We start from the raw sequence: 19,809 nt of genomic DNA, 5'->3' as shown, positions 1-19,809 counted from the left end.
TATGACGCTAATGGCGTTAAAAATCTCTCATTTAGAACAACTAAATAGCAAAATTTCTGCCTTGTTATCGACGATATTTTCTCGCCTCAAAGTAGAACACTTAATTAAGCAAATTGGTATAAGTGTAACGACGACTTCAATAAGGAAGAAGCAATGAAAGACACGAAAACCCTATCGTTAACTCTAATCTCGGGTGCGCTGGCGTTATGTGCTGTTCCTCAAGCACTGGCCTCTCAATGCGATATTGTGATCCCTTCAAGCCATCACTTAATTGACGGCGACGCACTGGCAGTGGTTGCTGGTGACACCATCTGTCTGGCAGCCGGGGAACGTGGTCCACTGCGTATTCGCAATGTGCACGGTGAAGCAGGTAACCCGGTGGTGATCCGCAACGAAGATGGCACGGTTACAACCACGCCCTACGAGTACAGTATTGCCGTAGAAAAACCCTCTCAGTTGCGCATTACCGGCAGCCGTGATGAAGCTGGCTATGGTATGCGTCTTGGCGGTACCGTTGGCATTGGTGGATTAAGCGAATACATTGAGATTGATAATCTTGAGATCTACCGCGCGCGATTTGCAGGACTGCTGATTAAAACAGATCCAACCTGCGATCCGGCCACCTGGCAGGAAAACTTCACGATGCGTGGACTCAGCGTTCACCACAACTATATTCACGACACAGAAACAGGCGAAGGCATGTACATCGGCTACACAGGGAAGAGCCGCAAGCTGGAGTGTGATGGTGTCGCAACAACGGTATATCCGCATAAGCTGACAGACGTAGATATTTACAATAACAACCTGGAAAACATTGGTGCCGATGGCATTCAGCTTAACTCAGTGGCTGGAGATGCACGGATCCGCAATAACAAAATCTACCGCACTGGCGTTAGCCCCTTCGATCCTAAGTATCAGAACACAGGTATTCAGGTTGGCGGTGATCACGTGACTGTATCAGGTAACCTTATCTATCGCAGTGGCGGTAATGGCATGATGCTCGACGGCGACGGTTTGAAAATTCATGATAACCATATTCTATACGCCGGAGAAAACGGCATATTTGCCCGCAACCCAGCGCAACAGGATAGCAGCTTATCCGGTGGTGATGCCCATGAGTATAGTGAAAACCTGATTGTGCACCCGCTCAGTTACGGGATTAAGCTTTATGCAACGAATACGGCTACCCCTAATTTGATCAAAGAAAATACCATCGAGAATCAGGGTCAGGTTGATGCTGCCAATCGCCCGATGACCTACTCCTATCTGAACAATAACGTACTCAAACTGGAGCTAAATAACCGCCACTACGTGGTTAAGTAGTCAGCTCAGCGTTTTTTTGAACAGTAGAGCACCAAACGGACTCTACTGTTCATATCACCCACCCAAAGTTACATCTTATTCAGCTAAAGACACAGCCGAGACGTACTGATTGAGCTCAGGATTTTGATGTACACGTGCAATGGTCTGTTGGAGACCGGCCAACATACTCCCGTCAAGACGACGCTGTTTTACATGTCTCAAAGATAATGGGTTAATGGGTTTACCATGCTTGTGCACTTCATAGTGCAAATGACGCGCCTGAGACAACCCTGTATTACCCAAATAGCCTATTACGTCCCCCTGTCTGACACGGGTGCCCGGTTTCACTCCCTTTGCAAACCCATTAAGGTGTGCGTACAGCGTGTCATAGCCATTCGCATGGCGGATCACAACCCGATTGCCAAAACCACCTCCCCATCCTGCTTTTTTAATTGTCCCGTTACCGGCAGCAAAGATAGGTGTACCAACAGGTGCGCCAAAATCAAGCCCGGCATGCAAGCGGGTGTATCCCAGAATGGGGTGCTTACGACTACCAAAAGTTGACGATAAACGCGCGCCATTTAACGGGGTTTTAAGTAAAAAGCTTTGTGCCGGGCGGCCATCAGCAAAGTAAAAGCCGCTTTGCCCGCCCTCAGTGTAATGGTGATATACGGCCAGGTCCTCCCCCTGATTTTGCAACCTCGCGAACTTTAGCTGGCCCGCTTTTTCAAGCTGCTGTTGCAGGCCATCCTTCACCGATAAAATAGCTTTGTCGTACATCATAGTTAATGCATCGCCCTGATGTATTTCGCGCTGAAAATCCACAAAGTGTGAAAACACCGTGATGGTCTGATTAATCACATCCAGTGGCACGGAATCGTCAACCAATGACTCATACAAGCTTTGTGTGATCGCCACATCATGGACCGCCTCGGACTGATAGGTGTCCAGTTGATAAAAGCGCTTATGCCACTGTTCCGTCAACGACACATTCAGACGCTGAGCGAATCCGGTTGCCAGGGTAATTGAGCTCAGCTTGCCTTCCGTGATGCCAACTTTTATTTTTTGCCCAATCGGCAGCTGGCTCAGGTTTACCTCAGGTGCCATTAACTTCTGTAAGTTAAACACCTGGCGTTCGCTCATCCCATAGGGTTTAAGCAAAGCAATAAAAGACTGCCCTGCTGACAACGTCAGGATCTTGTGCTCAGTATTTGGTGCCTGTTCAGGCTCAGCGGGTGACTGAGAGGCAGCAGGTTGCTGAGCCAAAGCCGACTTGCTATTGTTCTGGTTTGCATTTGGTTTCTCCTCAACGACAACAGGCGTTTCGGCAATATCGCATTGTTCAGAGGCCTGTTCAGGTAAATCAGACACAAGGGTGCTTAACACCATGCCCAGAGGTATGGCGATCATCAGATGGTATTTCATGGTTTAGTCCTTTGGAAAAATACTCAGCGGGTCAAGGCGTTTTCCGTCAGCCAAAATTTCCAGATGCAGATGAGCCCCGGTCACCCGGCCACTGTCACCTAAAGTACCGATGACTTCTCCGGCTGATACCCAGTCACCTTGTGACACAGCAATACTATCAAGGTGGGCATATAAACTCTGATAGCCATTACTGTGCTGGATCAGTACCGTTTTACCGTAATTTTTTGCCAGAGTTGTCTCATCGGCCACCAGGATTTTGCCTGTTGCCATCGCGCCAAGGGGCGTGCCTTTGGCCGCAACCATATCAAGCCCGCCGTGCGGTTTGTAATTTCGAAAGGCCCACACGTGTCCAAAGTGAGAGCTGATCTTGTAGTCACTCATTGGAGGCTGCCAGTTGGGTATCTGGGGACTCAATAAAGGCTTCACCTGGAAGGAAACGAAAGCACTAAACACTGCTATCGCCAGTATGTTGAGTGTGACAAAACGATGCCGCGTTTTAACCGGCTTCATGATTTGTACCAGGCGGCTTTTGTAATCAGCCAGGGATAGCGCCTCCGATGCGAACCCGGCGACAGCATTAGGTGTCTTGTTTAGTGTGCTGTGTTTCAGGGCATCCAGTAATGTGGCTGCGTATTGCTGACGATTAATACCGTAACGTCCTATGGTTTGTGCATCACAGCGTGCTTCCATGGCATTGATAAACGCCGCTTCCATCCTGGCAATGGCCGGATTAAACCAGAACAGACATTTGATAACTTGCCATGCCAGCAGGGCAATATGATCTTTGTGAGCCAGGTGCGTTACTTCATGCAGCAGCAAAGTCTGCTGTTTATGCTCTGGTAACCTCGTAAAGTAATGTGGCATCACGATAATCGGGTTTTTAATGCCCGTTACAAACGCCGTACAATTCAGAGGCAGTATATACACTGGTACCTGACGCCCTTTAATCTGAGTGAGCGATGAAAAAGACGCACAAAGGTCTGCCTGAAGTGGCTCCGCACTGACCATTAAAGCTCGTAGGCTGGCAAGTTTGTTGAGTAAACGCGCCCCCCGAAGAATGCTCTGCAGCGCCGCCAGTAATATCAGTGCGATAAATATCCATAACCCATCCCACTGATGTTCCGTCGTCAGCATTATCTCTGTACTTAATTGCAGCTTTCCCGCCTGTTCACTGAAATCGTACAACACTGCCGGGATCGTCTCATCCAACGCCACCTCGGGCAGCGGTGTAAAGGGCACGAAGCTGAGTACCAACAATGCCCACCATAAACCAGGAGCAGCCGGATGATGGCGGCTCAGAAAGCGACCCACTGGCACCAAGGCACCACATACTAGGCACCAAACCAGCACCGACAATAAAATAGAAAATAACGTTGCCAAACTCATTTTACTGGTCCCGTTTGTCCTGCTCAGATAAGGACTCCAGCAAGTGCTCCAGCTCTTCCAGCTCCTGTGATTCAATCAGACGGCTATCAGCAAACATAGCCACTGGCAATGGGCCATCCAGTTCCAGGACATTTTTAGCAAATTCCTGAGCGTAAGCGGCCAAAGTAGGGACTTTATCAACCTTCGCGGTGTACGACTTTTTATTGCCTTGCTCACCAATGTTCAACAAGCCCTTATCGCCCATGCGCTCAAGTGTTTTGCGCGTTGAAGAGTATGACCAGTTAAAGCGCTCGGCGATGGCGTCATGAATTTCTTTTGCGGTACGAGGCTCCTGTTGCCACAGTAGCTTGAGGATCTCTAATTCAGTGGTGTTTGGTTTCATATCTATTATTCTTTTAATGTGACACATGTCGCACTTTAACAGCAAAAAAAGTGCGACACAAGTCGCAGAATTTAAAAACGACTATTAATTAAAACCCAAACAACTGAAAATTAGCCGATTCTTGCTAACTTTAGACTTGCGGGCAATACTATTTATATCTTTGTAAACCTGTGACTGTGACAAAAGTTGACCTCAGACAACCACCGTTTTATGAAACTTGATACTTTTATGACAGTTAAGTGACACGTGGCAAGCTACTTTTTTGGTGTTTGCCCGATAAAATGGGGGAAGCAATGACAGAGACCTTTCAGTTGTTAGGAAGTCTGCTTGGCGGCCTGGGGATTTTCCTGGTTGCCATAGGCATGATGACCGATGGTCTGAAACTCGCAGCAGGGAGTTCGTTGCGTAAAGTATTGGCGACCTGGACTAAGACCCCACAGCGCGGTATCGCTTCGGGCTTTTGTATGACAGCACTGGTCCAGTCCTCCAGTGCTGTCACCGTGGCTTCCCTGGGTTTTGTCAATGCCGGCCTGATCACCATGCATCAGGCACTGGGCATTGTTTATGGCGCCAACGTCGGCACCTCGGTCACCGGTTGGCTGGTTGCCGCAATAGGCTTTAAGTTCAATATTCAAGCCATTGCACTGCCTTTAATTGGTTTAGGCGCGTTGATGAAGTTGCTACGGCCACAAACCCGGCTAGCATCCGCAGGACTTGCTCTGGTCGGCTTTGGTCTGTTTTTCATAGGTATAGATATTCTTAAAGGCACTTTTGAGCATGTTGTCGCGAGGTTTGATTTAAGCCAGTTCACCGCCCAGGGTCTGACCGGCATGCTGACCTTTCTGCTGATCGGTATTGTCATGACGACACTTACACAGTCGTCCAGCGCTTCCATTGCGCTCACCATCACGGCGGCAGCCAGCGGCATGATAGGTCTCTATGCCGCCGGTGCCATGGTCATAGGGGCGAACATTGGCACCACCTCAACCTCTGTACTGGCAGCAATTGGCGCCACTTCTAATGCCAAACGCGTGGCTGCGGCTCAGGTCGTTTTTAACGCACTCACGGCGCTTGTCGCCTTTGCAATATTACCCGTGCTGTTTTACCTGATAACCCAGCTCACTGGCTTTTTTAACCTGGCAGCCGACCCAGCACTGTCGCTGGCATTATTTCATACCCTGTTTAACGTACTGGGGGTCATGCTGATTTTTCCACTCAATAACCGCCTGGCAGGCTTTTTAATGAAGCGCTTTTGCAGTGCCGAAGAAACAGCAGCCCGGCCACGGTTTTTGGATAAAACCATTGCCCAGACGCCGGCGCTGGCAACCAATGCAGTGCTGCTCGAAACTAAGCTGGTTGCCGATAAACTACTGGCACAATACGAAAAATCTCAACAACCTCTGGATGGTCTGGCCATAGAGCAAGAAATACATACCATCCAGATGTTGTGTCAGCACATTACCAATTTCATTGTCACTGTTGAACAATCGGCCTTGTCTGAAGAAACCACCAGTATGCTGGCAAAATTAATGCGTATCGAACATTACCTGTTCACCTGCTGCCACTGTGTTGAGAAGCTGGCTCAGCGGCAACCACAAAAAGCGCTTGCCGGGCACCCTGAATTACATACTCAGCTGGAAGAATACCAATCCCAACTGGGACATTTTATGCGAACCAGCTTAGAGGGCCAGTCAATGAACACAAAGGCGTTTAACGCTGCTCTCCAGGAATTACAGGAATTACAGCAACTACACGACGACGTCAAAGATGATCTGATCCTTGCCGGCACCAATGCGACTTTACCAATCGACAATATGGTCTGCAATATCAATGGACTGTCCGATATGTGGCAGCTAACCCAGCAATGGCACAAAGCCATGCTGTTGTTATACCTCATAGAAGAGCAGCTGAATCCACAGACATCATAGTGCTGTAGATGCACAAAGTAATCGAATTAAGTGTATATAAGAAAGAATGAAAAAGCCGGGGGAAGTCCCGGCTTATATACCATTCAGGCACATGGCTAATCTTGAGAAGGGTGAGATTTCACCACCTCGTAATTGTAGTTTACTGATATTGCTGCGCGAAATTGTCAAGGATTTCCTGAGCCAGTGCCAGATCCTGCGTTGCCAGTATTGGCTGCGTATTTTCCATTTCAGCTCTTATCAAAAATACGGCATTATCTGACGGGCTGCGGTAGTAGCTTTCTGTCACTTCTTCACCGTCCGGGCTAAAAGTTACTTCCAGTACGCCATCTTGTGTCACAACCCAGCTCATATCAAAGCTTTCATCTGTGCCCACGAGGGTAATCTTACCTGTACCGTCTGTGTTGTAGATGTTTTCCAGTAGCATAAACTCATGATATACGTCAGTCTGCGAAGGACCCTCGCTGATCATAGTGTACATTGGCTTACTTGTCAGTGCTTCAACCGTGAATTTAGCAGCGTTTTCTGCCGTCACATCATACTGCTTAGAGAGAAATATCATGTCCCCTTGGGATTTATCGGTACCCAGTAGCAGATCGTTCGACAGGTAGAACATGTAAGATTCGTCACTATCAGCGACAATTGCACCATCAACAATCTGGTACTCGGTAGGCACTTCTTGAGGGAAAATAAGTTTGCCGTCTTTTACCTGAAATTGCTCGGCCCCCTCTTGAGAAAACAGCATATGGCTTGTGGACCCCATATACCAAAATCCATCACCTTGTTCTAACAGATCCTTGAGATCAAACGTTTGTTCAACCAGTGGGTTTATAACCAATGTATCGTTTTCTTCATTCTTCTCAATCACGATGTCATCGATGCCTTCCAGGCTTTGCTGATCAGCTAACTCAACCAGCTTGACGGCATCTTTCACCAACTCTTCAGAGACATTCTCGTCAGATGAGAAATCTTCTGGCAATAGCTTAACCACAGAACGTGCAACCAAGTGTATGCGCTTGGAACCTTCCGCGATGGATGCTGTTTGCTCTGATTTTGCAGCAACAAAGTCCCCTTTAATTAGCTCCGCATCCAGATTTACTTCTGCCGCCAGCGTGTCCATATCGACGTTTTTCAGGGTTGCCAAAGTTGAAAACGGCGAGACAATATCAGTATCTGCATGTGCAACCAGGGTATAGGCTTTACTAACTGTATTGTTGGTATCGGTATCGATCGTCTTTCCTGCGACCACTTTAACAATGACACTCGCTGAGTCAGATACCTCAGCCTGGCCTTGAGCGTTAGTCGTCAAAACCAGTTCTTCCCCTTTTTCATTTTGAATCTTAATTTCTTCACCAGCATCACATACCTGGTTGCCATTTTGGTCATCACACACAATGGCATTAACCAGATAACCGTCAATGGCTGTGATAGTGCGTGTTTTTGCTTTCTCCGTAACAGCATTTTTGTCTTTTTCAGTGACAACACTGCTGTCTTTCGTCCCTTGCTTCGTTTCTGTTTTATCATCATGATTACTTCCGCCACACCCAAATAAAGCAAGTGATACTGCGCAAGCCAGAAGTGATTTTTTTGAAAGCAGATTAAAACGCATTTTTTAGTCCTTACATAACTACCGAGTAATAATGATTGATATAGCTTTAGGCGGTAGTACCTATTCCATAGCGGCGCGAATGATGATGGTTAACCTACTAATATTCAACAAAAAAATAAAAAGTTAACAGAAATAACATGTTATTGACCAAACCTATTTTTAATTTAGAACATCAGATTTAAATGCCATTCAATAACACAACGAACTGAGTTTGGTTGACTAGAAAGCACCCATAATTGCGAATTAGTTAACTTAGAAAGATAACCGTCACATAATTCTTTTACTGAGCTTACAAAAAACCAAGATATTAAAAGTACTCTTTCACTAAAATTAGACAGATTAGCCAGAATTAAAGCCAAAACCAACTTACCCTAATTGACACATTATGCTTTTAATAAATTTCGAACGTACACCACCCCTTATAATTTCAAATTTTGCAACAGAGAAGGTTAACTCTGACTTTAGAGGTCCAGCCACTCTCCACAAAAGATGATGCGCCGCACAGTTCGGGAAAATTCTTTCTTGAATCTATCCAAAAATATATGAAAAGGTACAGACTACACTCCCAGTGCATAGCAGATATAATTTTGTAAAATACGGATTGTATTTCAGAAGTGAAGAAGTCTAAGACATAAAATCATTATTACTAAGTATAACGATAACATATTAACGAGCTACCTATTACTAGTCCAATTGGCAACAGGTCATTTTGAGGCACTCTCACTTATTCAAGCACTTGTACATAACATACAATCTCATCTCTTTTGAGACAGACAGTCGCAATTTTGTTAGGATACCTGTTGCCTGACAGTCCTTTGGAAACCCTTACAATTGCGCCTTTTATCTCACTTACTTGCTATGTCTGTTGTACTGGCTGCCGTTACAATCGAGGCAGCCCCAGTATACGTGCAAGCAGGGCCCGGAAGCTTTAACCACGCAGCTCTCGACTTGCTGGCAGACCGTAACACTGACACCTATCAACGCCTTTATTCGGGCACACCTGATGATACCTACGCAGCAGCAACAAACAATAATGCATGGGCATTCAGTGCGCTGGCCAATTCGACCATTGGCGGGCAGTTAGTCCCGGCAATTGTGAATGCCATGCGCAATTACCAGGTAACAACGCTCAACGCCGCAGTGCATATGCCCATCGAAATGTGTGTATTTGGATTAAACAAGACCAGTAAAATCACGCACGCAGCCTCTCATCCTGCGGCCCTAAAACAGATCAATCGTTGGCTCAGTGCGCATCAGATAAAAGCCAAACCTGTGCCTGAAGGCACCAACGAAGCGGCTCGCCTCGTCGCTGATGGCCAGTTTGACCAAAACACAGTTGCAATCGGCAGTTGTGCACTCCAAGCAGTCTACCCTGCGCTAACCTTGCGCGAAGCTGGCATTCAGGATAATGCAGATAATCATACTCTGTTTGGCTTGATGAAGTTGGAAAAACGGCCTCACACAATAAGCGAAGACGAAGCACGCACAGCGCTACAGCAGGTCGTAGATCAGGCTCATACACAGATAAAAGCACGCACAGACTCCGGCAAATCTGTGTTTTCATTAATTGATAAGCGTCTTTCTCAGATGCAGTCAGTGGCGCTATTTAAGGCTCACAAACACAAACCCATTGAAGACTTATCCCGTGAAGTGGTTGTGCTCTCAAAAGCGCTTGAACAAGCCAGACAACACTGCCTGGGTGCCAGTAGCGTGAAGGCATTTTTTCAGGCACAGATGGATGCTGCCAAAGCAATTCAATACAGATACCGCGCGCAATGGCTGGCTGAAGGCATACCCAGCAAAACAGCCGACCTCACACATTTAAGACATACGCTGAATCAACTCGGTTCAGCCATACTCGAAACGCTGACCGCTCATCTGGCACAACATGGTAACCTCACCCCGGAGCTGGCGCCTGCTTTTCATGCTGCGCTAATCACAGATAACTTGACTGATAAAGACAAACAAAGGCTCTACCAGGCACTCCAAAGCGTGCGCAGGGTTGAGAACTGCCAGGCAGCCGACTAACTAGGTCGCACTGCAATACCTTTAGCCCTTAACGCCAATACAGCGCAAAGGGCTAATGTAAAGCCAAAAAGTATCGCCTTTACCCTAGTTTAATAAGCTGGTAGTGCAGTCAACACGTCTTCCGTATCGGCTGCGCTGGATCTTTGTCATGTGTAACAATGAGGGAGGTGTATTCGACATGTCGTTTCTCACCATGTGCTTGAGTATGCCTGCATCGCCCCAATTTAACTTGTACTCACTCAGCTCTTCACGCTTAAGCGAGGCAAGACCACGTGTTTATTGTCATCAATGAGTCAGTGAAATCACATAAGCTAAAAATGATTATCAAGAAGTGAATTGAAGGCACATAGATTCCCTTATTCAACTTAAAGGGAAACCTAACTATAGCACTCCGGGCCTTTTAACCGGCAGTGTTGCAGATAAAAAGTTATCGAAGATGCACTACATTAAATAGACCAAGTAAAAGTGAATATACAAACCAAAACAAGAAGGGGACGGATGGAACACAATACAAACAACATGGCAGTTCAAATCGATAAAGCACCATCCTTTTAAAAAGAATGTTCGACATCAATAAGGTCAGATATGTCCAAAAAAATACCGTCACCACATTTATGATGACGGTATTTTTGCATATTTAGAGAAGTGCAATGTCTCTAAAAAACGTCAGAGTTGATTACTTCTTCCTACGACGCGTAAACAACGCCAAAGGCATCAGCAACAAGGCAAGGGAACCAAATGAACCACTGTCTTTTTCTGGCTGCTTAACGGTAACCTGGATATTCTGTGTTGACGATGCGCCAAATTCATCCGTTACCGTAACGGCAAATTCAAGTACTTCGTTCTGATTAACTGAAGGCGCTGCTACACTCAATTGCGCATTGCTTCCGGATACTGTTACGCTGGTGCCAGATACCTGTTCCCAGTTGAATGTCAGCGCATCACCTTCCGGATCAACAGAAGCCGACGCGTTCAGTTCAATGTTCTGACCCGATGCAACCAGGGTAGAGCTGGCAGTTAACACAACCTGCGGAGCACTGTTTTTAGCAATCGCAACAGTCACAAGCTGCCCCGACTTGGCACCAAACTCATCTTGTACAACGACTTCATAGACCAAGGTTTTGCCTACTAAGTCTTCATCCGCTTTGAGTTTTACAACCGCTGTTTCAGCGACAGGGGTCGTGCCATCACCTGAGCGATTTACCCAGGTATAAGACAACGCGTCACCTTCTGGATCCGTCGTGCCACTGGCATCCAGAGTAAACTCCAGCCCGCCTCGTACTTCAATATTCGTTTGCGCTACCGTGATAACAGGTTGTTTGTTCTCATCAATAGTAACTGAAACACGTTGTTTAGAAGCCGCACCAAATTCGTCAGTGGCTGTCACTTCATAAGTCTGAGTGGTCGTTTCACTGACAACAGGCGCAATTGGCTTAAATGCCTCCTCTGAGCTCAAAACAACCTCAGGCGCACTCATCTCTGTCCAGGCCAGTGCATAGTTATCACCTTCAGGATCGGCTGTACCAGTTGCGTCTAAGGTAATGCCCATACCACTTCTGACACTTAGGTTGGTTTGTGCCAATTTGATAGTAGGACTCAGGTTTTCACGCATTCTTACGTTAAATGCTTTCAGAGTAACGTTATCGTTACCTTCACTAACAGACGCATCCTTGATGTACTCAAGAATCAGGGTGTTTGGCCCTTCATTCAGCTCAAACGATGCCTGTTCGTAAACATACGATTCACCGCTTTGTCTAAGTACTTGCTCACCGTTAATGTAGACGTTAAAAAAGTCATAACTAAGCTCTGAAGAAATCAGATACTCAAAGTCAACACCCAAGGCTAACCCATGATTAATTTCCCCCATTAAGATCGACTTTTGTGAAGATGCAGGTAGGTTTGGAGTTTCTTCTCTGTCTGTTATGTCACCACTGACCAAAATTGGTGTTTGGGTATTGTCTTCAGCAACCTCTTCACTGAGCAACCAAGCTGCATCACTCCCTGTGTACCATTGTACAATAGGCTCAGACGACATATGTGCATTGATGTCTACCTGACTGGCCGGGATCTTCTCGTAGCGATATGTATAGCCTCTTGACGAAACCCCCTGATTTACCAGCTCAGCATTCAATGTGAACGCACCGATTTTGGTACTATTGGTTGTCGCGATGGACACATCACAGTGCTGACCAGGCGCCAGTGCGGTAGTCGTACAATTTTCAGATGCGACAGTCACGCCAGCAGACTCATCAGACAACAAAATGCCTGCAATTTCAACAGCACTATCTGACTTATTTTTCAAGCTGACAGACACTGTGGAGTCAGGTTTATCTGCAATCATAAACTGGTCGGGTTCAAAACCTGCATATTGTTGGTTACGATTCACCCAAGTGTTTAACACCGCTACATCAGCATATACGCCGGGTTTAAATTCAGAAGCACAGCCTTCTCCCCAACTAACCACACCAACCTGGATCCAGCGGTTATCGCGATTAACAATCAACGGACCTCCACTGTCGCCCTGACAAGAGTCTTTGCCACCCTCGTCAAAACCGGCGCAAATCATACTGTCTGAGATTTGACCATCGTAGTGTTTTTCGTCATTACAGACTTCGTTTGAGATATAGGGCACGTCTACTTCATGTAGTTTATCTGGTGATGGGCCACCCGCATGCAATGCGCCCCACCCCATCACTTTAAAGTTCTCACCCACCACATAGCTGTGTCTCATTTCTTCGTCAGCCAGCTCAATTGGTTCAACCCCTTCGACCGCCTCTGCCAGGGTCAGAATCGCAATATCATTATTATAGGTGTAAGTATCGTGATAGCGCTCATGCATTACGATATCCGTCACTTGGTAAAGCTGCCCCTGACTCTCGTCGGTAAGGTCATGGCCACCAAACTTAACGGCAAAATCACTTGCACTCCAGCCTTCAACACAGTGCGCTGCGGTCAGCACTTTGTTTGGTGCAATAAGCGAAGAGCCACAATAGTGACGAAATCTTTCGCCATTATAGACTTGCAAACTCCCCATAAAAGGGTAGGCAAATGGGATTGTTTCGCCCCCACCAACAATCCTGACATCATCCATTGCGGCGCGAGGTTCAAGTGGTAACTTCTCCTTAGCGAATGCAATCCCCGTTAGTGAGGAAGACGCTAAAGTGAATAAGAGTGCTTTTTTTATTGTCGATTCCATGTAAATTATCCTGATATTTGAACTACTTGTTTACTTAGAATTTATCCAACGATAAATTATCACAAAAAGTTCCTAAATATAACACAAAATACAAATAGTGGTTCAATATACATAAGAACCAGTCAATCGATACTCAAAAATGGCGCCAGTCATTAAACGCGTGTTGGAGCTAAATGGCAATCTGAAGGGATGATATACAGGGTTGTACAGCTGTGGAGGTCTACAGCAAATAGGACAAAATAGTCTCTCTCGTCAATATACTCGCGTTACAGGCCCGATAACCGGGCCTGAAGTCATTTAAATTAAAGTGTATCATCCAGCCACTTAAAGAACTCACGCTGCCAGACTATGCCATTTTGCGGAGTGAGCACCCAGTGGTTCTCTTCAGGGAAGTATAGAAAGCGGCTTTTCAGGCCACGTAGTTTTGCTGCCTGGAATGCCTGGATCCCCTGCTCCAGCGGTACGCGGTAATCTTTACCACCGTGGATAACAAACATAGGCGCATCCCATTTATCCACATAGCTGACTGGGTTAAATGCCCCATAAGTTTTGTCGGTAGCAGCGTTTTTCTCCCAGTATGCACCACCAAACTCATGGTCAACGAAGAAGATTTCCTCTGTGCTACCATACATGCTGCGCAAGTCGAAAATACCACAATGTGCGATAAAGGATTTGAATCGACCATCGTGATTACCAGCCAGATAAAAAGCGGAATAACCGCCAAAACTAGCACCGACTGCTGCGATACGGGTCTTATCAACATAGGACGCTTTAGACACCTCATCAATAGCGTCGAGGTAATCCTGCATCACCTTGCCACCCCAGTCCTGAGTGATGTCTTCGTTCCACTTAACCCCATGTCCCGGCATACCACGACGGTTTGGTGCAACCACGATATAACCTTGTGACGCCATAACCTGGAAGTTCCAGCGGAAAGAGTAAAACTGTGAGAGTGCCGACTGAGGTCCACCTTGTAGATACAATAAAGTCGGGTACTTCTTCGTTTCATCAAAGTTTGGCGGATAGATGACCCAGGTCAGCATATCCTGACCATCTTTGGTCTTTACCATCTGCTTTTTAACGGTAGGCAGGTCCATACTGGCATAAAACGCATCATTGGCCTTGGTCAGTGCACTCAACTTTTTGCTTTTCAGATCAAAGCGGTAAATTTCCTTCGCTTTGTTCATGCTGTTACGCGTTACCACCAGTTGCTTATCCAGTGCTGCCACAATGCCATTCACATCGAACTGACCTTTGGTGAGCTGCTTAATGACCGGTCTGGCTTTTGGATTAGTGGTGACAGAAACCTGGAATAACTGGATCGTGCCGTCAGTCGGCGCCACAAAATAAATGTGTTTCCCGTCTTCGCTCCACTTAAAGCTATTTACCGTGCCATCCCAGTGTGCAGTCAGGTTGATGTTGTGATTTTTAACTCTGATGATGATGTCGTTCTTATCAGCTTCGTAACCCGGTGTGGTCATTTGCAACCAGGCCAGATGCCCTTTTGACGAAAATGCGGGGTACTTGTCATAACCAGGGTTACTTTGTGTCAGGTTAGTCGTCTGCTTACTGGCCAGGTTATAACGATAGATATCGGTATTGGTGCTGGCAACATATTCTGCGCCGGTGAGCTTTTTACTCACATAATAGATATTCTCGCCTTTAGGTCCCCAGATATAATCACTGCCGCCACCAAATGGCGAAGTCGGGCTATCAAAAGGTTGCCCCAGCATAATATCGACTTTTTCTTCTGTTTTCAGGTCCTGATAAAACACATGCTTATAGCTGCCATCTTTCCAGGTGTCCCAGTGACGGTAGTTCAGGTCATCATACACATAGGCATTTGCTTGAGTCAGCGCCTTGTGTCTGTCAGATGCCAGCACGGCTTCCACTTCCACCTTTTCGTGGAACAATTTTTTGCTACCATCAGGAGAGACTTTGCTGCTTGCCAGCAATCCCTGGTATGCGTCAAGAAGCTGAGGCGTTCCGCCTTTGAGCGGCACCTGATAGACTTTGCTGTCAAAATTGTTCATCTCAACACTGGGCATAGTCACTTTGTAAATGACGTGGGTTTTGTCTTTATTTAGTCCCAATGCACTGACACGTTTTACCTGCCAAAGTTTTTCCGGCGTCATCACCTCTTTGGCGGCCACACCGGTCGTCACAGCCAGTCCCAGGCCAGCACTTACTAGAATCCGCAACATCGCGAAATACCTCCGAAAATTGAATCCCAGCTAGACTACCTAAATTAACAGAAAGTTAAAAGAGATAGCGATGAGCGGCTTTGCTCTGCACAGTTATGACCTATCAACTTAAACAGACAGCTCCCGTTGGCCTGTGATCTGAGCCATACCACCGACAAGCAGGCGTGTGACCCCCTGCTCATCAGACTCAAGCTCAGCTGTGATACGCGAGGCACACCCCATTGCGCGTCCTTGTTCAAATACAAACCGGTTGGACCTGGCGGGATACACATATTGATTTAAATAGCACGCCAATGCCCCACTGGCGCTTCCTGTGGCTGACTCTTCCGGGATACCAAACAAAGGCGCAAAGTTACGACAACGTGCCGTGAATACTCCACTCACTTCACTCAGCTCAAACGCATGTAAACCGATAACGCCATGTTTACGGGAAAAGTCGCTCAGCGCCTGCTGGTCCACTTTAATCTTATCCAGGTGCCCTGCTGCGACGGGTACAATGATGTCTGGTAATCCTGTTGAAATAGCCTCAACTGGTAACTGAGTTGCACTCAATATAGACACATCCAGACCAATGAGTGCGGCGATCGTTTCGTAGTCAAAGCGCTTAATATATTGGGGCAGGTTTTGCGCCATCACGATGCGCCCATTCGCGCCGACTGTTACGCCAAGCCGGCCCGCTTTGGTATTTTGCGTGAAATGTCCATGGGTGATAAGCCCTTGTTCGAACATCACAGAAAACGCAGCTAAGGTGGCATGTCCACAAAAATCCACTTCATCCGTTGGCGTAAAAAAAGACAACGCAAAGTCGGCTTCTCTGTCTGATGACACAAACGCGGTTTCAGAAAACCCCACTGATTGCGCAATGGCCAACTTTTGAGCGTCGCTCAGCCCGTCGGCCTGCAGTACGACACCCGCTGGGTTTCCACCCTTACCTTGCTCTGTAAAAGCATTAACCAAATAAACGGTGAGATGATCCATATTCGTTCCTGTTTCCAAGTAAACTATGCTGATGCCCGTTGGCACGTCACAGGCTCCGCATGCCATATTAGTGATTAAATTGCTTACGAGTGACCCACCAGCACAATAGAGATCCCGTCGTGACCATAAACACCCCCTGTACAAAGCTCTGCGATAACACCAACCCCAGGATCAGAGAGGAAAGTGCCGTTGATAGCACTGGCGTGAAATACGACAAGGTAGCCAGCAATACCATATTGCCACCTATAATGGCGTAGTTCCAAAGTGCATACCCACTTCCTAATGCGATACCGGTCAACAACAGCAAGCCTGATGATTCAGCGTCAAACACCATCATACGCTCATTACTCAGCGCAAATTTGAGCCATAAGCTTACTGCGGTCATCATAAAAAATAGGGTAATGGCGTTTTGGCCGTTACCAATACGTTTGGTTAAGGTGCAGTAAAGTGCCCATAAAAACGCACCTACCAAAGCCATTGCATAGGTTACAGGGTTGGTGGCCACATTTGTGGTGATTTGTTGCCAGGTCAGCCCTTGCTCCCCAGTGATACTCCAGGCAACGCCGAGGAAAGCCAGCAAAATACCAGGATAAACCCACTTACTACATGGTTTTCCGCTGCTGAGCACCGCCATCAGCACAGTCAGTGCAGGCCATAAGTAATTGATTACCAGCATTTCTACAGCCTGCTGTCGAGAGTTCGCCATCGCCAGAGCCAACGCCAGGCAAATCTCATAGGCAACAAATAAACTACCTCCGATAAGGAGGTAACGTAGCGAATACAGCCTGAGTTTGGGCACACCCATCACTGCAATCAAAAATACTGATGCCACCGTATAAATCGAGGCTGCACCACCTATGGGACCCAGCATTTCCGTCACAGCGCGAACCAATCCCATGACAGCACTCCACAGCAAAATAGCGGCCACCCCGGCCAGGGTATATTGGTATGACTTGTTCATGATTTTAAGCTATGTGTTGGTGAACCCAAGGTATTCAACATGATGAAGACATCACGAAAGGAGCGAGTTCTGAATAAATTAGAAAATCAAACTGCCAGAAAGATACCTCGCGACTATGCGATATAGCAAATTTTTATCCATAAATTATCTGGCGTATCAGTTAATTGTCGGATAATTCTGCCACTTACCGCGTATCTATTCCAAAAAGTGTTACAACATATCATAAATAGGGGATATATCGAGCGACGGTTTATATTTCTAACACAGGTGTATGGACGGTCAACGACAACAACGAGTAGAGTACTAAAACAATGAAAAAGCTTTCTATTTTAACGTCTTGTATTGCGCTGGCACTGTCCGGTTCAGTACTTGCTGCCACGCCTGAACAAAACAACAACACGCTCACCTATCAGGATCTGTTCAATATCGAATATGCTGCCAACCCAGTGGTTATGCCGGACGGCAAGCAAGTTGTTTATGAACGCCGCAGCATGGATATCATGTCGGACAGCCTGAAAAGAAACCTCTGGACTGTATCACTGGATGGAAAAACACACTTGCCTTTGCTGTCAGATTCTAAAAACCATTTCAGCCCGGTCTTTTCTCCCGACGGCACTAAAATGGCCTATCTTTCGAGCAAAGAAGGCAAAGTACAGATTTATATGCGCGATCTGGCCACTGGCCTGACTGCGCGGGTGACCGATGTCAACATGACACCCCGTGGGTTGAGTTTCTCGCCAGATGGAAAGCAGCTGGCTTTTTCCATGTTTACCCCCGGTAAATCCAAGCCACTGTTTAGCCTAGACTTTAAACCCAAGGATGCTAAGTGGGCTGATAATGCTCAGTATATCGACCAAACTTTATTCCAGCGTGATGGCGCCGGAATGAAACGCCCAGGTAATATGCACGTCTATGTAGTCCCAGCAATTGGCGGCTCACCGAGACAGATCAGCTCAGGTGCACATGATTTTGCGGGCGCTTTGGCCTGGACAAAAGATAGTAAGCAGATCATTGTCTCTGCCAACACACACGACGATGCCCAGTTTGACGTTTTCAACAGCGATTTATTGGCCATTGATGTCTTAACTTCAAAAGTCACCGAGCTGACCGCTATGTCAGGCCCTGAGGGCAGCCCAAAGATGAGTCCCAATGGCAAAAAGCTGGCATTTACGGGCTTCGAAGACAATGGTAAATCAAACCAGATCGCAGAGCTGTATGTGATGAACCCGGATGGCTCAGACATGAAACGCCTGACACCGAATCTTGATCGCAGTGTTGGCAATGTAAAGTGGGCCGACAACAGCAAAGGCTTATATTTCAGTTACGACAACGAAGGTAAGAAACACGTCGCATATGTTTCTTTGTCTGGCAAGCTGAAAACGCAAACCGATGCGCTGGGAGGCATGAGCCTGGGTCGCCCTTATACGTCAGGCCAGTATGATGTAACCGACAACGGAAAAGTGGTGTTCACTCAATCCACTGGCGTACGCCCTGCCGACTTAGCAGTGGTCTCCAAACGTGGGAAAGTCACTCAGCTGACCGACCTGAATAGCGATGTATTTGACCATAAAACGCTTAATAAGCCTGAGCTGATGGAAGTGAAAAGCAGTATCGATGGCAGACGCCTGCAGGCCTGGATAGTCACCCCTCCAAACTTCGACCCCAAGAAAAAATACCCGCTTATCCTGGAAATTCATGGTGGTCCACACACAGCATACGGCCCTGAGTTTTCAACCGAAGTCCAGTTATTCGCCGCTGCTGGCTACGTCGTTGTATACGGTAATCCAAGAGGCTCAACGTCTATGGGCGCTGATTTTGCCAACCAAATTGATAAGAACTACCCGTCAGAAGATTACAACGACCTGATGGATATGGTCGATGGCGTCATTGCCAAAGGGTATGTTGATGAGGAAAACCTGTTTGTCACCGGCGGCTCAGGCGGCGGGACGTTAACAGCCTGGATCATCGGCAAAACAGACCGTTTTAAAGCATCGGTCGTAGCAAAGCCTGTTATCAACTGGACCAGCATGATTGGTGCGTCTGACATTTATACCTTTATGACGCGTTACTGGTTTAGCGATCTGCCGTGGAATGACTATGAGCAATACTGGAACCGCTCGCCGCTTTCTTTGGTTGGCAATGTGAAAACACCTACTATGGTGCTAACCGGTGAACTCGACGTCCGTACGCCAATGTCAGAAAGTGAGCAGTATTACGGTGCACTGAGACTGCAAGGCGTAGACAGCGCCTTTGTACGTATTCAGGGCGCCTACCACGGCATTGCCGCCAAACCCTCTAATCTGGCACGTAAAGTAGGTAATATCCTGGCCTGGTTTGAGAAGTACCGAACCGACAACAAAGAAGACTAAGCCTTATCGGCCACCTGCCTCGCAGGTGGCTTGTTCCTGATGAA

At 47.0% G+C, this 19,809-nt stretch carries 12 protein-coding genes; 4 read left to right on the top strand and 8 right to left on the bottom strand.

Features of this window, described 5'->3' with window-relative positions; translation table 11 throughout:
• The first annotated feature begins 153 nt into the window (after positions 1-153).
• On the top strand, positions 154-1,323 hold the full coding sequence (locus AT705_RS19730; RefSeq protein ID WP_058798092.1) for a right-handed parallel beta-helix repeat-containing protein: 1,170 nt from the start codon (positions 154-156) through the stop codon (positions 1,321-1,323).
• A gap of 75 nt (positions 1,324-1,398) precedes the next feature.
• On the opposite strand, the gene AT705_RS19725 is transcribed toward AT705_RS19730, so the two are convergent.
• From AT705_RS19725 to AT705_RS19715, 3 genes are read right to left on the bottom strand one after another with little or no spacing between them, the layout of a single operon-like run.
• Positions 1,399-2,727: a M23 family metallopeptidase gene (locus AT705_RS19725; RefSeq protein ID WP_058798091.1), complete on the bottom strand. Its 1,329-nt coding sequence runs from the start codon at positions 2,725-2,727 to the stop codon at positions 1,399-1,401.
• Between the two features lie 3 nt (positions 2,728-2,730).
• A complete protein-coding gene (locus AT705_RS19720) occupies positions 2,731-4,113 on the bottom strand; it encodes a M23/M56 family metallopeptidase (RefSeq protein WP_058798090.1) in 1,383 nt (460 codons plus the stop codon).
• A 1-nt stretch (position 4,114) separates the two neighbouring features.
• A complete protein-coding gene (locus tag AT705_RS19715) occupies positions 4,115-4,495 on the bottom strand; it encodes a BlaI/MecI/CopY family transcriptional regulator (RefSeq protein WP_049863972.1) in 381 nt (126 codons plus the stop codon).
• Between the two features lie 293 nt (positions 4,496-4,788).
• Here AT705_RS19715 and AT705_RS19710 point away from each other — a divergent pair, with 293 nt between their 5' ends.
• Entirely contained in the window at positions 4,789-6,423 is a 1,635-nt protein-coding gene (locus AT705_RS19710; RefSeq protein WP_058798900.1) for a Na/Pi cotransporter family protein, read from the top strand.
• A 139-nt stretch (positions 6,424-6,562) separates the two neighbouring features.
• On the opposite strand, the gene AT705_RS19705 is transcribed toward AT705_RS19710, so the two are convergent.
• Positions 6,563-8,029 carry a hypothetical protein gene (locus AT705_RS19705; protein WP_058798089.1) on the bottom strand — a complete coding sequence of 489 codons (1,467 nt, stop codon included), beginning with the start codon at positions 8,027-8,029 and terminating at the stop codon, positions 6,563-6,565.
• A gap of 831 nt (positions 8,030-8,860) precedes the next feature.
• On the opposite strand from AT705_RS19705, the gene aroQ reads away from it, so the two are divergent.
• Positions 8,861-10,057, top strand: coding sequence for a gamma subclass chorismate mutase AroQ (gene aroQ / locus AT705_RS19700; protein WP_237113859.1), 1,197 nt, complete (start codon positions 8,861-8,863; stop codon positions 10,055-10,057).
• A 676-nt stretch (positions 10,058-10,733) separates the two neighbouring features.
• Here the strand turns inward: aroQ and AT705_RS19695 are convergent.
• From AT705_RS19695 to yddG, 4 genes are all read right to left on the bottom strand, one after another.
• On the bottom strand, positions 10,734-13,253 hold the full coding sequence (locus AT705_RS19695; protein WP_082669086.1) for a serine protease: 2,520 nt from the start codon (positions 13,251-13,253) through the stop codon (positions 10,734-10,736).
• A gap of 302 nt (positions 13,254-13,555) precedes the next feature.
• Positions 13,556-15,457: a S9 family peptidase gene (locus tag AT705_RS19690; protein ID WP_058798086.1), complete on the bottom strand. Its 1,902-nt coding sequence runs from the start codon at positions 15,455-15,457 to the stop codon at positions 13,556-13,558.
• Between the two features lie 108 nt (positions 15,458-15,565).
• Positions 15,566-16,435, bottom strand: coding sequence for a PhzF family phenazine biosynthesis protein (locus AT705_RS19685; protein ID WP_058798085.1), 870 nt, complete (start codon positions 16,433-16,435; stop codon positions 15,566-15,568).
• Between the two features lie 67 nt (positions 16,436-16,502).
• Positions 16,503-17,396, bottom strand: a complete 894-nt coding sequence (gene yddG / locus AT705_RS19680; RefSeq protein ID WP_082669085.1) for an aromatic amino acid DMT transporter YddG — start codon at positions 17,394-17,396, stop codon at positions 16,503-16,505.
• 311 nt (positions 17,397-17,707) lie between these two features.
• Here yddG and AT705_RS19675 point away from each other — a divergent pair, with 311 nt between their 5' ends.
• Positions 17,708-19,765: a S9 family peptidase gene (locus AT705_RS19675; RefSeq protein WP_058798084.1), complete on the top strand. Its 2,058-nt coding sequence runs from the start codon at positions 17,708-17,710 to the stop codon at positions 19,763-19,765.
• The last annotated feature ends 44 nt before the right edge of the window (positions 19,766-19,809 follow it).

It is taken from the genome of Pseudoalteromonas rubra, from assembly GCF_001482385.1.
Lineage (GTDB): Bacteria > Pseudomonadota > Gammaproteobacteria > Enterobacterales > Alteromonadaceae > Pseudoalteromonas > Pseudoalteromonas ardens.
Note: the sequence above shows the minus strand (reverse complement) of the source record. Positions and strands in the feature narration are given on the sequence as shown.

Bases quoted from the DNA above. Each gene is read 5' to 3' on its own strand.
- AT705_RS19730 (WP_058798092.1), top strand. From the start codon at position 154: ATGAAAGACACGAAAACCCTATCGTTAACTCTAATCTCGGGTGCGCTG.
- AT705_RS19725 (WP_058798091.1), bottom strand. From the start codon at position 2,727: ATGAAATACCATCTGATGATCGCCATACCTCTGGGCATGGTGTTAAGC.
- AT705_RS19720 (WP_058798090.1), bottom strand. From the start codon at position 4,113: ATGAGTTTGGCAACGTTATTTTCTATTTTATTGTCGGTGCTGGTTTGG.
- AT705_RS19715 (WP_049863972.1), bottom strand. From the start codon at position 4,495: ATGAAACCAAACACCACTGAATTAGAGATCCTCAAGCTACTGTGGCAA.
- AT705_RS19710 (WP_058798900.1), top strand. From the start codon at position 4,789: ATGACAGAGACCTTTCAGTTGTTAGGAAGTCTGCTTGGCGGCCTGGGG.
- AT705_RS19705 (WP_058798089.1), bottom strand. From the start codon at position 8,029: ATGCGTTTTAATCTGCTTTCAAAAAAATCACTTCTGGCTTGCGCAGTA.
- AT705_RS19695 (WP_082669086.1), bottom strand. From the start codon at position 13,253: ATGGAATCGACAATAAAAAAAGCACTCTTATTCACTTTAGCGTCTTCC.
- AT705_RS19690 (WP_058798086.1), bottom strand. From the start codon at position 15,457: ATGTTGCGGATTCTAGTAAGTGCTGGCCTGGGACTGGCTGTGACGACC.
- AT705_RS19685 (WP_058798085.1), bottom strand. From the start codon at position 16,435: ATGGATCATCTCACCGTTTATTTGGTTAATGCTTTTACAGAGCAAGGT.
- yddG (WP_082669085.1), bottom strand. From the start codon at position 17,396: ATGAACAAGTCATACCAATATACCCTGGCCGGGGTGGCCGCTATTTTG.
- AT705_RS19675 (WP_058798084.1), top strand. From the start codon at position 17,708: ATGAAAAAGCTTTCTATTTTAACGTCTTGTATTGCGCTGGCACTGTCC.